Source organism: Streptomyces sp. H39-C1 (genome assembly GCF_027158125.1).
Classification (GTDB): domain Bacteria; phylum Actinomycetota; class Actinomycetes; order Streptomycetales; family Streptomycetaceae; genus Actinacidiphila; species Actinacidiphila fildesensis.
The window spans coordinates 230320-243317 of the sequence record NZ_JAPVLS010000002.1 but is presented as its reverse complement, the minus strand read 5'-3'; the positions used below and the strand labels follow the sequence as shown (position 1 = coordinate 243317).

Sequence of the window (12998 nt, the reverse complement as noted above, 5' to 3'; positions counted from 1 at the left end):
GGTCGCGGCCGTGTCTCACGCGGGATGTTCCGAGCAGAGGCAGCTGACGCCCTTCTCGATCCACTCCTGACCGGCCCAGTCCGGGTGCCGCTCGATCATCAGCGCCGATATCTCGTCGATGATCGTCTGCTCGCCGACGGCGGAATCGCGGCGGATCCACGTCTCGTCGCGCAGGAGCCGCAGATAGTCGCGGACGTCCGCCAGCAGTTGCGGCCCGCCGACGTCACCGTGACCGGGAACCACGACCTTCGCGCCCTCGGCGGCCAGCCGCTGCATCACGGCAAGCCAGCGGGTGCCCGAGACGTCGGCGTCGTACGGCGGGAACCACGGGAAGATGGCGAACTGGCCGGCCTCCACGAGGTCGCCCGTGAACAGGACATCGGCGTCCGGCACTCTCACCACCTGATCCCCCTTGCTGTGCGCCCGCCCGGTGGCCCGCAGCTGGACCACCCGGCCTCCCAGGTCCAGGTCGTACGCCTCGTCGTAGACGACATCGGGTTCCACCGGTTCGACTCCCCGCAGCCGGCGCGCCACCGGCTCCCCGAGCCCCTTGAACATCTCCAGATAGCCGGCGCCCTTCACCTTCAGGTCCTCGGCCTGGGCCCGGTTGACCAGGAACGTCGCCTCGCCGGCGAAGACCTGTGCCCCGAAGGAGTGCTCGGGGTGGAAGTGCGTCGTGGTCAGGAACAGCCGGCGGCCCCTGGCGTAGTCCGCCGCGAACTCCAGCACCTTCGCGGCATTGGCGGGGCCCAGGCCCGTCTCGACGACCAGAACGGATTCCTGACCGCCGATGATGCCGATGTTCGGGACGAGCTGGACCCGCCGATCCGGGATGACCACCAGGTCACGGGCGAGTTCCCGCACCTCCGTGACCTGTACGACGGGGTCCTGCAGGACGTGTTCGGCCATCGTGGCTCCTGGGTCTTGTCGGCGATCGAACCGAGCCGGCAGTGCCGTGACGACACCCGGCGGTCCGTCCGGTGCCTGTCGTGGCAGGCCCCGTGGTCCCAGTCAGCCGCGGGATGCGCCAGGTGTCCAAGACCGATTCCTGCCCGCCGATACTGAGCGGGTATCGTTGCTGTTCATGGACTTGCGGACGCTGCGCTACTTCGTGGCGGTCGCCGAAGAGCTCCACTTCGGCCGGGCCGCCGCACGACTGCACATGACCCAGCCACCCCTGAGCCGGGCCGTCCAGCAACTGGAGTCCGATCTCGGCTGCGCACTGCTGCACCGCACCCCCACCGGTGTCTCGCTCACCGACGCCGGGGCCGTGCTCTACGACGAGACACGCACCCTGCTGTCCCAGGTCGAACAGCTCCGTAACCGGGTAGCGGCCGCGGGCGGCACCGCCACCCTCACCATCGGGACCCTCGCCGACAGCGCCGAACAGGTCGACACCCGGCTGGCCGCCGCCTACCGGAAACGCCACCCCAGCGCCCGGGTCCGCATCCGCGAGGCCGACTTCACCGACCCGACCGCCGGACTGCGGGCCGGCCTGGTGGACGTGGCCCTGACCCGGGCACCCTTCGACGACACCGGCATCACGGTCCGCGTGCTGCGCTCCGACCCTGTCGGCGTGGTCCTGCGAACCGACGACCCGCTCGCCGACCGTGAGAGCCTGCGACCGGACGATCTCGCGGACCGGCGATGGTTCCAGCTGCCCGAAGGGACCGATCCCGCGTGGCGGGCCTTCTGGAACGGCCCGCCGGCCACCGCCCACCGACGGGACGGGACGGTCGTGCGCACCGTGCACGAGTGCCTGCAGTCCGTCCTGTGGGACGGCGCCGTGGGACTGGCGCCACTCGCCCACGCCCTCCCCGAGGGCCTGACCTCCGTGCCCTTGATCGACATGCCGTCCAGCGATCTCGTCATCGCCTGGAACAGCAGCGACACCAACCCGTTGATCCGCTCCTTCGTCCACCTCGCCGCAACCGTCTACCGACCGGCCTGAACCGCAAACTGCCGTCGGCAGGCAACTCGGCCCGGCTACTCCCGGCCGCTCCCTTGATCGATCGCGAACGCGATGATCATGCAGCGGGCTTTCGCTTGCGTCCCCCATGGAACGTGCTGGTCTTCCGGCAACGGCGGGGGTCGCGTGCTCCGTTGCGGTGAGATGCCGTTCTCGTCCGTGCAAAGTCGGCGTGTTGGGGCGGTTTTCGTGGTGAATGTGTGGTGTTGATCGTGGGGTATGTGCCGCAACCCGTGCGGCACTTCCTCCACAAGGAGTTGTTGATGTCGCGTTTCACCAAGGCCACTACGGTCATCGCCGTCATGGGATCCGCCCTGTTCGCCGGTGCGGGCATGGCCTCCGCCGACGCGGGTGCGCACGGGGCGGCCGTCGGTTCGCCCGGTGTCCTGTCCGGCAATCTGATCCAGGTGCCCGTGCACATCCCGGTCAACCTCTGTGGCAACACGGTCAACGTGATCGGTCTGCTGAACCCCGCGTTCGGCAACACCTGTGAGAACTCCTCGGATCACCACATGACCGGCGACGACGGCCGCGGCGGCGACACCCACGGCCGCCCGCAGGGCACCCACCACGAGAGCGGACAGCAGGGCAGCAAGGGTCACGGCGGCAAGGACGACTGCGACCACTGATTCGCGGCCTGCTCGACGGTGTGCCGGACATCCCCCCGAGGAAGGTTCGGCTCGCCACAGGGCACACGCTGATCAGAAGATGCCGATGGGCCCGCCGGACGACCGCCGGACCCATCGGCATCGGCATTCCCGCGCATCCTCTGCATGAGGCGCTGTCCGCCGCGGCTCCCCAAAAAAGCGACGTCGGCACGGAAATCAGGCGTCCGCCAACGCCGCCACCACCGACGCACGCGCGGCACGGCTGCCCGGCAGCAGGGCCGCACACAGGCTCGCCCCCGTGGCGATCAGCGCATACGCGACCAGCTTCGCGATCGGGACGCTGAGTACGGCGCCGCCCTGGCTGTGGCCGATGAGATGCTCGAACGCCCCGGCGAACGACACCCCGAGCAGCAGCCCGATGAGGGTGCCCAGCAGGGCCGTCAGCACGGCCTCCACCCAGAGCATCTTCATCATCCCGCCGCGCGAGAGCCCCAGGGCGCGCAGCAGTGCGGACTCCCGGGAGCGTTCCACGGCTGACAGGGAAAGGGTGTTGGCGATGCCGAGGACGGCTATCACGATCGCCATGGCCAGCATCACGGTGAACAGGGTCAGGGTCGACTGCGCACTGCCGGACAGGTCCGATTTCTTCTCCGCGAGACTGCCGATGTGGAGCAGCTGGAGCGCGGAGACGACGTCCTGGACGGCCGTGCGCGATTCGACGATGTTCACGCCTTCCCTGGCCAGGATCCGCACTTGGCTGTCACCGGCGGGTGCGAAGCCGCGGAGGAAGTCGTCGCGGGGCAGGAGGACGTCGAACCAGTCGATTCCGTGCCCGGTGTAGACCTGGTAGATCAGGGTGAGCCGGGCCGCGACCGTGCCGGCCCGCGGGGTCGCGACCTTCACCGTGTCACCGAGCTTCAGGTGCAGCGTGGCGGCGAGCTCGTTGGAGACGGCGGCCGTGCCGGCGGTGAAGTCGGCGAGGGAGCCGTTGCGCACGTTCGGCCGGAAGAGCGAGCCGTAGGCGCTCGATTCGACGGCACCCACATCCGACGGCCGCCCGTTCACATCGGTCTTCGTACCGTCGACCGCGGCGACATGGGCCAGTTGAGGTTTCTTGCGCAGCTCCGCCGCCACGGCGAACGGCACACTCTGGTCGGAACCGGCGAGCGGGTCGACCGAGTAGTCGTAAGGATTGTGGGACTCGATCCACTGCGACTGGGTGACCATGGCCGAATCCTGGATCACGGTGAACAGACTCATCAGCATGACGCCGACGGAGAGCGCCGCCATCGTCGTCGCGGTCCGCCGCGGGTTGCGCCGCGCATTGGCGGCCGCCAGTTTCGCCGGGGTGCCGAGCAATTTGGCCGGCAGCCAGCCCAGGATCCGCGTCAGTGGTCCCACGACGTCCGGCCCGATCGCCAGGACCGCGAGGAAGACCAACGCGCACCCCGTACCGATCACCTTGATGCCGGCGTAAAGATCCGTCGAGCGGGTGCCGATCGCGATGACGGCCATCCCTGTGAAGCCCAGCACGGTCGCCGTCCAGAGCCGCAACGCGCCGACCCGGCCGTGGGAAGCAGTCGTGTCCGGCTGTTGGCGTACGGCGGATATCGGCGCCACCGTCGTCGCGGCGCGCGCCGGTACCGCCGCGGCGACCACCGTCACGACGATCCCGGCTGTCAGGGCGGCGACAACCGTGGTGCTGTGCACCACGACACCGCCCGCGGGCACCGTGGCGGTGGACAGGGCACTGACCACGGACCGCAGCCCCGCCGCTATGCCGATCCCCGCGAAGAGTCCCGCCACCGAGGCGAGCAACCCGACCACCGCCGCCTCCAGCAGGGTGCTGACGAACACCTGGTTCCGGGTCGCGCCCACACAGCGCAGCAACGCCAGTTGCCGCATCCGCTGGGTGACCAGGATCGTGAACGTGTTGTAGATGACGAACGCCGCGACGAGCAGGGCCGTGACGCTGAAGACCAGGAGGATCTGCGGGAGGTTTCCGGCGATCTTCGCGCGGTGCAGCAGCGTGGCCCGGGTGAACTGCTGCCCGGTCAGGACCGAGAGGTCGGCGGACGGACCGAGCACCGCACGGATGCGCTCTGCCAGTTGGGACTGCGAGACCCCGGCGGCGGCACGTACATCGATCTGGTCGTAGCCGGTATGCCCGGTGACGGACAATGCCACGCCGGGCTGCAGGCCCACGACCGTGAAGCCGTTGGCCCGGTTGTCCACCCCGAACTCCATGACCCCGACCAGCCGGAACCGCCGCACCTGCTGATCGTGCGCGACGACCTGAACATCCTGACCGATCGTCAGATGCCGTTCCGCGACGGTGTCCTTGTCGACCACCGCCTCATCGGGCCGGTGCGGCGGTGTTCCCTCGACGACCGTGCCGCCGCTGAGTGCGACGTCGTCCGGGATCGCCAGCGCGCTGCCGGCGATCCCGTCGGTCGTCATCACCTGCCCGTCGATGTCCCGCATCGGTGCCGGCGCCTTGAGCCGCCCGGCCACCGCGGCCACCCCGTCGACACGGCGCACGGCGTTCAGCACTTCCGGGGTGAGGACCGTGACACCGGGCTGTGCCGCGAGCCGCTGCTTCGCGGCGTCCGACGGTTGCACGGCCGCGTCCACGTTCTCCGCGGCACGGGCGTAGCTGTGGTCGAAAACCTGATGGATCGAGTCGGTCATCATGAACGTGCCCGCGATGAACGCGACCCCGAGCACTATCGACACCGATGACAGCAACAGCCGTACTTTGTACGCCCTGAGTCCGGCCAACGTCACACGCAGCACAGCTACCCACCCCCGTGGTTCGGGAGCGTCGGCCGCTCCCGTCCCACCAGGGTAACCGGGCCCCACTCACCCCAGAGCGTCGAGCAGTTCCCGCTCCCGCTCGCTGCTCAACCCGGCCCGGCGCGGCCGGTCCAGACCCTCCTGGCGCTCCCAGCGCAAGGTGTCCGCCAGCAGCTCGGCCCGAGGCCGGTGTCGCAGGCCGGCCGCGCTCGCCGCGTCGCCGTTGCGAGCGCTGAAGCCGAGCCAGTCCTGGTCGGTCATCCACATCGCGAGTGACTCCGGACCCATGAACTCGCCGACCTTCTGCGCGAGCAGCCAGCCGGGATCGGCTTTCACCACCCGGCCGGTGTGCCCGCCGATCTCCCGTGACAGCGCGATCCACTCCCCGAAGGGCACGATCGGTCCGACCGCGTTGTACGTCCCGGTCGTCCTCTTCTCCGCGCAGTCGAGCAGCCATGCCGCGAGGTCCCGGGCGTCGACCGCCTGCGTCGGGATCCCGGGGGAATCGGGTACGAGCATCGGAGCCAACGGTTCGCGGGCCGCCCGCCCGACCCAGTACCCGGTGCGGCCGCTGTGGTCACCGGGGCCGCCGATCAGTCCTGCCCGGGCGATGAGGAGCCGGCCCCCCACCGCGGCCGTCGAGGCCTGCTCGCACGCCACCTTGGCTTCCCCGTACTCCTCACGCCCGACTTCGTCCCCCTCGGCAGCCGGGAGCAACTCGGCCGACTCGTCCGCGTCCGGCTGCGCATGCGACGCGTACGCACTGACCGACGACACGTACGACCAGTGCCCCGCCCGCTCGCCGAGTGCCGTCAGCGCCCCACGGACGAAGCCCGGCTGCCAGGACACCTCGACCACGGCGTCCCAGTCCTGGCCCGCCAGAATCTCGTAGGCCGACGCGTCGCGCCGGTCCGCGGCCACCAGGGTCGCGCCCTCGGCGACTTGGCCGCTCTCCCCGCGGGCCAGGCACGTCACCCGGTGCCCACGCTCCAGCGCCAGTCGCGAGACCTCGCGCCCCAGCCATGCCGTTCCACCCAATACCAGGATCTCCATCCGCCCACTCAAACACCGACGGCGACCCCGCGCGCCCCCACTTCACCGACAGCTGAGAGGTTCGCCGAGAGCGGAGCGGCCCTCGTAGCGAGGTCCCGGGCGGGGCGGAGTCCGCTGTGGCTCGGGCGGGTGACACGCGGCGCAATCACCGCGCAACAAGCTCCCGATAGGAGAGGCTTATCCCGTTCGTCCCCTGTTGCGGGGGTCATCACTGTGGGATCCGGGCTGTGCCGGCCTGATCCGACAACCTGTCGAGAGGACCGCGGATGTCAGTGTTCAAGCGCCGGATCGCCGCCGGAATCGGTGCCATCGCCCTCATCGGGGGCGGGTTGCTCACCCTGGCCCCCGCCGCCGACGCGGCATCGAGCGCACCGGTGGTGTGCGACACGAGCAGCGCGGTGAGCAAGAAGACCGCACACAACGGAAACATGATCATCGAGCTGCGCTACAACGCGTCCACCCGCTGCGCGTGGGGTCGGATCAGCCGGTCGAAGCTGGGCAACCAGGTGTGGGTGGACCGGTCGTCCAACGGCGGAGCGACGTGGACGGGCCCGATGGGGATGACGTACCTGCGGTCCGGCACAGGCACGTTCACACCCGCCTTCAACGACGCCGGTTACGTCATGAGGGCCTGCGGCTACAACGGCACGGTCATCTGCACCGGCTGGTACTAGGGCACCGGACTGGAGTCCCCCGGGCCCCTCAGTGACCTGCGGGGTGTTCCGTGGCCGCCCCGTCGAGGATCTCCCGGTCCCGGCCGGCCCGGGAGCGGTCCTGGTCCGAGGCGTGGGTGATGTCGAGGAAGACGTGGTCGGCCGTCGGCCACTTCTCCCGCATCTCGCTCTTGATCCGCCCGGAGATCTCCTCGACCTCCTCGCTGTCCAGCCCGCCCACCAGGTCCACCCGCGCGGCGACCAGTGTGGAGTCCATGCCCAGCCGCATGGTCAGCAGCGAGGTGACGGCGTCGATCTCGGGCTGTTCTGCCAGGAAGGACCGTATCCGCAGTTGCAGCCCGGGATCGACGGCCTCACCGATCAGCTGCCCTCGGGCGTCCTTGCCGAGCCGGTAGGCGACGTAGATGAGCAGAACGCCGATGGCCAGGGACGCGCCGGCCTCCCACTGCACCTGCCCGGTGGCCATGTGCAGCGCCATTCCGGCGATGGCCAGCAACACACCGATCACGGCGGTGCCGTCCTCGGCCATGACTGTCCGCAGCGCCGGATCGTCGGCCACCCGGATCTGCTGCAGCAGGCCCCGGCCCGCCTCGCGGGCCTGCCCGCGCACCTGCAGCAGCGCCTTCGCCAGCGACGCCCCCTCGGCGAGCAGCGCGACGACCAGGACGCCGAGTCCCACCAGATAGCCGGAACGGCTCTCCTCACCGCTCGAATGCAGCGCTTCGACACCCTGGAAGACCGAGAAGCAGCCACCCATCGTGAAGATTCCGACCGCGGCGAGCAGCGACCAGAAGAACCGGTCCTTGCCGTAGCCGAACGGGTGCTCGTTGTCCGGGGCACGCTTGCTGCGCTTGAGCGAGGCCAGCAGGAAGACCTCGTTCATGCTGTCCGCCACCGAGTGGGCGGCCTCGGACAGCAGGGCGGGAGATCCCGCGAAGAGCCCTCCGACGGCCTTGGCGACGGCGATGACCAGATTGGCACCGAGCGCCATGATGATCGTGACCTTGGTTTTGCTGTCCTCTTCCGACCGGGACCCGGCCGCTTTCTCGGACTGCTGTGTCATCAGCGGACTGCCCTCCCGATCGCTACTGTCGGCTTCGCCTACCCGTACCGACCGATGGAACACCCGCACACCCGGCTCCGTCCGGTGACGCGCCGTCACCGGTCGGAGACCCACGGGAGCCGCGTCAGGGCGGTCCGAGCCAGGTCCGCAGCGCCCACCACCAGTGCAGGGTGTCCATGACGGCCGCCCGGCTCTCCACGGTGACGGCCTCCAGCGACGTCCCGACGGTTTCCTCGAAGCGGGTGAGCCGGTAGCGGATGGTGTTCGGGTGGACGTGCAGGGCCGTCGCGGTGCGGTCGAAGCGCTGCCCGTGATCGAGGTAGGCGAGCACGGTCGCCGCGAGTTGCCGGTGGAAGGAATCCGCCGGGTCGAGGGCTCCGAGGAGGGTCCGGCTCAGTAGGTCCGCCATGGCCGGCTGGGTGGACAGCGCGCTCTGCCCGGCGAGGTCGGTGACGTGGTGCAGGCCGCGCAGGCCGAGCTCTTCCGCGGCTCCAAGAGCGTTCAGGCACAGTGCGTACAGGGGGCGGATCCGGTCCAGCGGGGCCTGCGGTGCGACCACCACCAGCGCCTGGGCGTCGGGCGGTCCGGACGCGGGGAGCCGGCCGGCGATTCCGGTCAGCTTGCCGTCGACCAGGCCGAACAGGCCGGGGTTGGTCGCGAGCTGCCGCTCCATAGCGCGGGCGCGCAGCGGGTCGGTCACATCCGACACGACACAGTGGTACTGCCCGTGCGGTTGCAGCCCGGTCTCGGCCAGCTCGTCGGCGGTCAGCGTGCGGGCGTCGTCGAGCAGCAGCCGGCGCAACACCTGGGTGCGGGCGTCGCGCGCCGTACGGGCCAGCTCCAACTCGGCATCGTGGTAGCCGGTGATGACGTGAATCTCCAGCGCGCCGGTGTAGCGGTCCGACTCCAGCAGAACCTCCAGCATGAGCTCCGCGGGCACGCCTGCCGCCCGGGCCCGTTCCATGGCGATCTGCACCGCGCGGCTGCGGCCCGCCTGGACGCCGCGCAGCAGGGCGGTGATCGGCACGCCCTGCGCGGCCCGGTCGGCACCCAGCAGGGCGGCCGCCTCGAAGTCCGGATCGACATCCGGCCGGACCTGGGGGTGGATCTCGGGGCCGGAGTCGGGTCCGAGCTCCGGTCCGCGTTCCGGTCCGCGTTCCGGATCGCCGGGTTGCCCGGGTCGTACGAATGCGGCCAGCCCGGCAGCCAGCATCACCTCGACGTGCCGCCGGTTCTCCGCGGGCGGAAGCCTGGCCACCTCAGCGGACTCGGCACGCGCCGCCGCGACGACCTCGTCGACGACGGCCGGGTCGCCTGCCATGGCCCGGAACACCGCGGTGAGAGCGCTACGACCCGGTTCAGCCACCACGTCTTACCGCCTCCGCCCGGTATCCAGGGACGCTTGGTGCCGATTCACAACCGAAGGCCAGGTCATTGGGGACCGCTGCCTATCGGTGGTGCGAGCCGCCTTGGTTTCCTTTGGACTACCGAAAAGTAACACCGGTGTGCCGTGCTGGAGACCCCGCCGTCCGGCACGGCGCCGCGCCGTCTCCGCCCGGGCCGCTGTGAACTCCCGGTCATCCAGCCCCCGTTCGATGCATCCGACCCCCGGAGTTTCCATGACCGCAGTCAAGCGCCCGAGGACTTCCCTCGTGCTGCTCGCCGCAACCCTGGCCCTCGCCGCCCTGTGCACCGCTCCGGCCGGCGCCGAGCCCAGAGCCGCCGACCCCCTCAAGGAGGTGCTGTTCGTCGGCAACAACTGGGACGGCACCGCCGATGTGGTCCGCTCCACCGGCACGTTCGCGAAGGTCGGGCACATCAACGTGATCCCCGACAAGGTCCAGCGGCTCACCGAGATCTACCTCAACCCGGTACGGCTCGCCATCTACCTCGCCATCCAGCAAGGCCCCGGCGAGGGCCACGACCAGTACGTCGACGACATGTACACAACGCCGGACGGAAAGTCCGTGGTCGTCTCCCGACCCAGCTTCGGGGACGTGGTCTCGCTCGACCTCGCCACGGGGAAGGTCAACTGGCGCTACGGGGTCGCTGGTTACCGATCCGACCACATGGCGCTCTCCCCCGACGGCCGCCGCGTCGTCGTCTCCGCCTCCCTGGCGAACGCAGCCTTTGTGATCGACATCCAGACCGGCCGGCAGCTCGGCTCGTTCCCGACCGGCGACAAGCCGCACGAGAACGTCTTCACCGAGGACGGAAAGTATCTGTGGAACATGTCGATCGGTGAGGTCCAGACGAACCTCGACGCCCCACTGTGGGACTGGACCAAGGGCGACCGGCACATCACCGTCGTCGACGGCGCCACCTACCGGCCGATCCGGACCATCGACATGCGGGCCCGCCTCAACGCGTTCGGCCGCTCGGACCTCTCCAATGCCGTCCGCCCGGTGGCGTTCTCCCCGGACTGGTCGAAGCTGTACTTCCAGGTGTCCTTCTTCAACGGCTTCGTCGAGTACTCGGTCGCCACGGACACGATCACCCGGGTCAAGACCCTGCCGGAGAACCCGGCCACCGATCCGGACCGGACCACCTGGCCCAACGACTCCCGCGACCACGGCCTGTCGATGAGTCCGGACGGTGCCAAGCTCTGCGTCGCCGGCACCGTGGACGACTACGCGACGGTCGTCGACCGGACGACACTGCAGGAGGGCCCGCTCATTCCGGCGTCGAAACCGTACTGGGCCACGCTGAGCGGGGACGGCAAGTCCTGCATCATCTCCGAGAGCGGAGCGAACCAGATCACCGCGATCGACTTCGCCACCGGACAGAAGATCCTCTCCGTCCCCGTCGGCTACCACCCGCAGCGCGTCCGCCTCGGCCACGTGGCCGCCGACTGGACCGGACCGGCCACCGGCTGACGGTACGGGACGACGATGCGGCGGAGGTGGCTGCCGCGGGTCGGTCACTCCGGGGCGAGGTTGGCGGCGAGGGTGAGGAAGAGGTGGAGGTTCGCGACGTCGCCGACCGGGTCACTGGACCAGGGGGTGGCTGCTCCCGTCCTCATGACATGAACCCTGCCTGCGGTGACGCGGCATTCCTGGACATGGGACCAGGGCAGCTGGCCCTTGGCACGGGCGCCCAGGCCCGTGCGGGAGAGCGTGAACGAACCGAAGTTCACGGTCCCGCCCTCGAGGACCGCTTCGAGGGCTGCCTGGCCCTGGGCGCGGACCACGGCGTTCTGCATCCACGGCCCCCAGGTCTGGGGGCCGTCGTAGAACTCGGTGATCGTCGCGCTCGTCCTGCCCGGGCCGACCGCGGAGTAGGTGTAGGTGGTGGGGCCGGGAACACCGTTGATGAACGTCTGGGTGATGTTCTGGTAGAGCCGGACGGACTCCCAGCGGAGGGCGACGATGCCGTCGCCGAACTGCGGGTGGACGATGAGTCCGTGCTCGAACAAGTGCAGACGCTTCGCCGCCTGTCTGCGGCTGAAGTTCGGCAGCCGGCTCAACCACCAGTAGTACAGCAGGCCCGGGATCACGAACATCGCCAGGAGGTTGACGGTCGCGAAGAGGTGGAGCGCAACGAGCCCCTTGCCGATCGGCTTGGGGGTGAACGAGCCCTGCAGCGCGCCGAGATGATGCTGCGCTGCCAGTTCGCGGGCTTCGGGCGGCAGAGTGTTCGCTGCTGTCATGGACGTCTTCTTCGATCGCTCAGGGATCATCGCTGTTTCCGCGCGATCAGTTGGGCCAGCAGCCGGGTGCGGGGAATGATCCGGTCGACCACGACGTGTTCGGAGTCCGCGTGGGCGCCGCTGCCGACACCGCCGAGGCCGTCCAGCGTGGGGCAGCCCACGCCCGCGGTGTAATTGCCGTCCGACGCACCGCCGACGGCGATCCCCCGCAGTGGCTCCTGACCCAGTTCCGTGGTGACTCTCGCGGCGAGGGCGAACAGCTCGGCTGACGACTCCGGTTCCATGGGTGGTCGTCTCCTGCCGCCCAGCACCTCCAGCCGCGCCCCGTCCGTTCTGGCGGTCAGCCCCCGCATCAGAGCGTCCGTCCGGTCCTGCGCCTCCGGACTCGGCACCCGGACGTCCACCGATATCTTCGCGAGCGCGGGCACCGTGTTCAGGGTGCTGCCGGCCGAGAGGAGCGTGGGCGTGATGGTCGCGGCTCCCAGGGCGGAGCCGGCATTACTCACGCCGGACCCATTGACGGAGGCCGCCAAGTCAGCGATGGCCAGGACCTGGTGGGCCGCCTCGACCGCGGCGTTGACTCCCTTGTGCGGCTCCCGACCGGCGTGCGCGGCCTTGCCGTGCACCACCACCTCGTAGCGTGACGTGCCCTTGCGGGCCGTCTTCAGCGCACCCTGTTCCTTCGCGGAAGCCTCCAGGACGAACGCGGCCGCGCACCCACGCGCGGACTGCTCGATCAGCTCCCGCGAGGTCGGCGATCCCACTTCCTCGTCGCCGTTGACCAGCACGCACACACCCTCCAGGGACGGCAGCGACGCCAATGCGTGGAACATCTGCACCAGCCCTGCCTTCATGTCCAGGACCCCCGGCCCCTGGCCAACCCGTCCACCACCGACCAGGGATGGCTTCGCAGCGACCCCGTCGGCCACACCGTGTCGTGATGCCCCACCAGCAGCACCCGCGGCGTGCCGAACACCCATCGCAGGTGTGTCACGCCCTCGATCACGATCCGCTCCGGCTCGACGCCCAGCAGCCGTGCGCCCAGCGCGCCGACCACTTCGGCGCTGCGGGCCAGAGCCGCATGGTCGGCGGAGAAGGACTCACAGACGACGAGTTCCTCCAGGTCGGCCAGCATCGCCGTCAGCTCGGTCACCGCTCCCGCGGTCACCGGCCCGGCTCCATCTCG

General features: G+C 69.8%; 10 protein-coding genes and 1 pseudogene. 4 read left to right on the top strand and 7 right to left on the bottom strand.

Translation table 11 applies throughout. The features are described from left to right. Positions 1 to 15: 15 nt before the first annotated feature. The gene (locus tag O3W51_RS02595) at positions 16 to 909 is read right to left on the bottom strand and encodes an MBL fold metallo-hydrolase (RefSeq protein WP_138351555.1); all 894 of its coding nucleotides are present in this window, start codon (positions 907 to 909) and stop codon (positions 16 to 18) included. Positions 910 to 1084: 175 nt separating this feature from the next. On the opposite strand from O3W51_RS02595, the gene O3W51_RS02590 reads away from it, so the two are divergent. Both O3W51_RS02590 and O3W51_RS02585 read left to right on the top strand, forming a co-directional pair. Next, positions 1085 to 1951, top strand: a complete 867-nt coding sequence (locus O3W51_RS02590; RefSeq protein WP_138351554.1) for a LysR substrate-binding domain-containing protein — start codon at positions 1085 to 1087, stop codon at positions 1949 to 1951. A gap of 281 nt (positions 1952 to 2232) precedes the next feature. Continuing rightward, on the top strand, positions 2233 to 2598 hold the full coding sequence (locus O3W51_RS02585) for a chaplin (RefSeq protein ID WP_138351553.1): 366 nt from the start codon (positions 2233 to 2235) through the stop codon (positions 2596 to 2598). Positions 2599 to 2793: 195 nt separating this feature from the next. Here O3W51_RS02585 and O3W51_RS02580 read toward each other — a convergent pair whose 3' ends face one another. Beyond that, on the bottom strand, positions 2794 to 5313 hold the full coding sequence (locus O3W51_RS02580; RefSeq protein ID WP_187144721.1) for an FtsX-like permease family protein: 2520 nt from the start codon (positions 5311 to 5313) through the stop codon (positions 2794 to 2796). 126 nt (positions 5314 to 5439) lie between these two features. Then, positions 5440 to 6426, bottom strand: a complete 987-nt coding sequence (locus O3W51_RS02575) for an NAD-dependent epimerase/dehydratase family protein (protein ID WP_138351551.1) — start codon at positions 6424 to 6426, stop codon at positions 5440 to 5442. Positions 6427 to 6692: 266 nt separating this feature from the next. Between O3W51_RS02575 and O3W51_RS02570 the strand changes: the two genes are divergently transcribed. Beyond that, a complete protein-coding gene (locus O3W51_RS02570) occupies positions 6693 to 7100 on the top strand; it encodes a DUF2690 domain-containing protein (RefSeq protein WP_138351550.1) in 408 nt (135 codons plus the stop codon). Positions 7101 to 7128: 28 nt separating this feature from the next. On the opposite strand, the gene O3W51_RS02565 is transcribed toward O3W51_RS02570, so the two are convergent. Then, a complete protein-coding gene (locus tag O3W51_RS02565) occupies positions 7129 to 8163 on the bottom strand; it encodes a cation diffusion facilitator family transporter (protein ID WP_138351549.1) in 1035 nt (344 codons plus the stop codon). A gap of 124 nt (positions 8164 to 8287) precedes the next feature. Further along, positions 8288 to 9532, bottom strand: coding sequence for a helix-turn-helix domain-containing protein (locus O3W51_RS02560; protein ID WP_203218420.1), 1245 nt, complete (start codon positions 9530 to 9532; stop codon positions 8288 to 8290). A 250-nt stretch (positions 9533 to 9782) separates the two neighbouring features. Between O3W51_RS02560 and O3W51_RS02555 the strand changes: the two genes are divergently transcribed. Further along, entirely contained in the window at positions 9783 to 11039 is a 1257-nt protein-coding gene (locus O3W51_RS02555; RefSeq protein ID WP_138351547.1) for a YncE family protein, read from the top strand. 44 nt (positions 11040 to 11083) lie between these two features. Here the strand turns inward: O3W51_RS02555 and O3W51_RS02550 are convergent, their stop codons facing one another. Further along, positions 11084 to 11812, bottom strand: a complete 729-nt coding sequence (locus tag O3W51_RS02550; RefSeq protein ID WP_138351546.1) for a DUF6585 family protein — start codon at positions 11810 to 11812, stop codon at positions 11084 to 11086. A gap of 26 nt (positions 11813 to 11838) precedes the next feature. Continuing rightward, positions 11839 to 12947, bottom strand: a pseudogene (locus tag O3W51_RS02545) (M20 family metallopeptidase). Positions 12948 to 12998 lie beyond the last annotated feature (51 nt).

Bases quoted from the DNA above. Each gene is read 5' to 3' on its own strand.
- O3W51_RS02595 (WP_138351555.1), bottom strand. From the start codon at position 909: ATGGCCGAACACGTCCTGCAGGACCCCGTCGTACAGGTCACGGAGGTG.
- O3W51_RS02590 (WP_138351554.1), top strand. From the start codon at position 1,085: ATGGACTTGCGGACGCTGCGCTACTTCGTGGCGGTCGCCGAAGAGCTC.
- O3W51_RS02585 (WP_138351553.1), top strand. From the start codon at position 2,233: ATGTCGCGTTTCACCAAGGCCACTACGGTCATCGCCGTCATGGGATCC.
- O3W51_RS02575 (WP_138351551.1), bottom strand. From the start codon at position 6,426: ATGGAGATCCTGGTATTGGGTGGAACGGCATGGCTGGGGCGCGAGGTC.
- O3W51_RS02570 (WP_138351550.1), top strand. From the start codon at position 6,693: ATGTCAGTGTTCAAGCGCCGGATCGCCGCCGGAATCGGTGCCATCGCC.
- O3W51_RS02565 (WP_138351549.1), bottom strand. From the start codon at position 8,163: ATGACACAGCAGTCCGAGAAAGCGGCCGGGTCCCGGTCGGAAGAGGAC.
- O3W51_RS02555 (WP_138351547.1), top strand. From the start codon at position 9,783: ATGACCGCAGTCAAGCGCCCGAGGACTTCCCTCGTGCTGCTCGCCGCA.
- O3W51_RS02550 (WP_138351546.1), bottom strand. From the start codon at position 11,812: ATGACAGCAGCGAACACTCTGCCGCCCGAAGCCCGCGAACTGGCAGCG.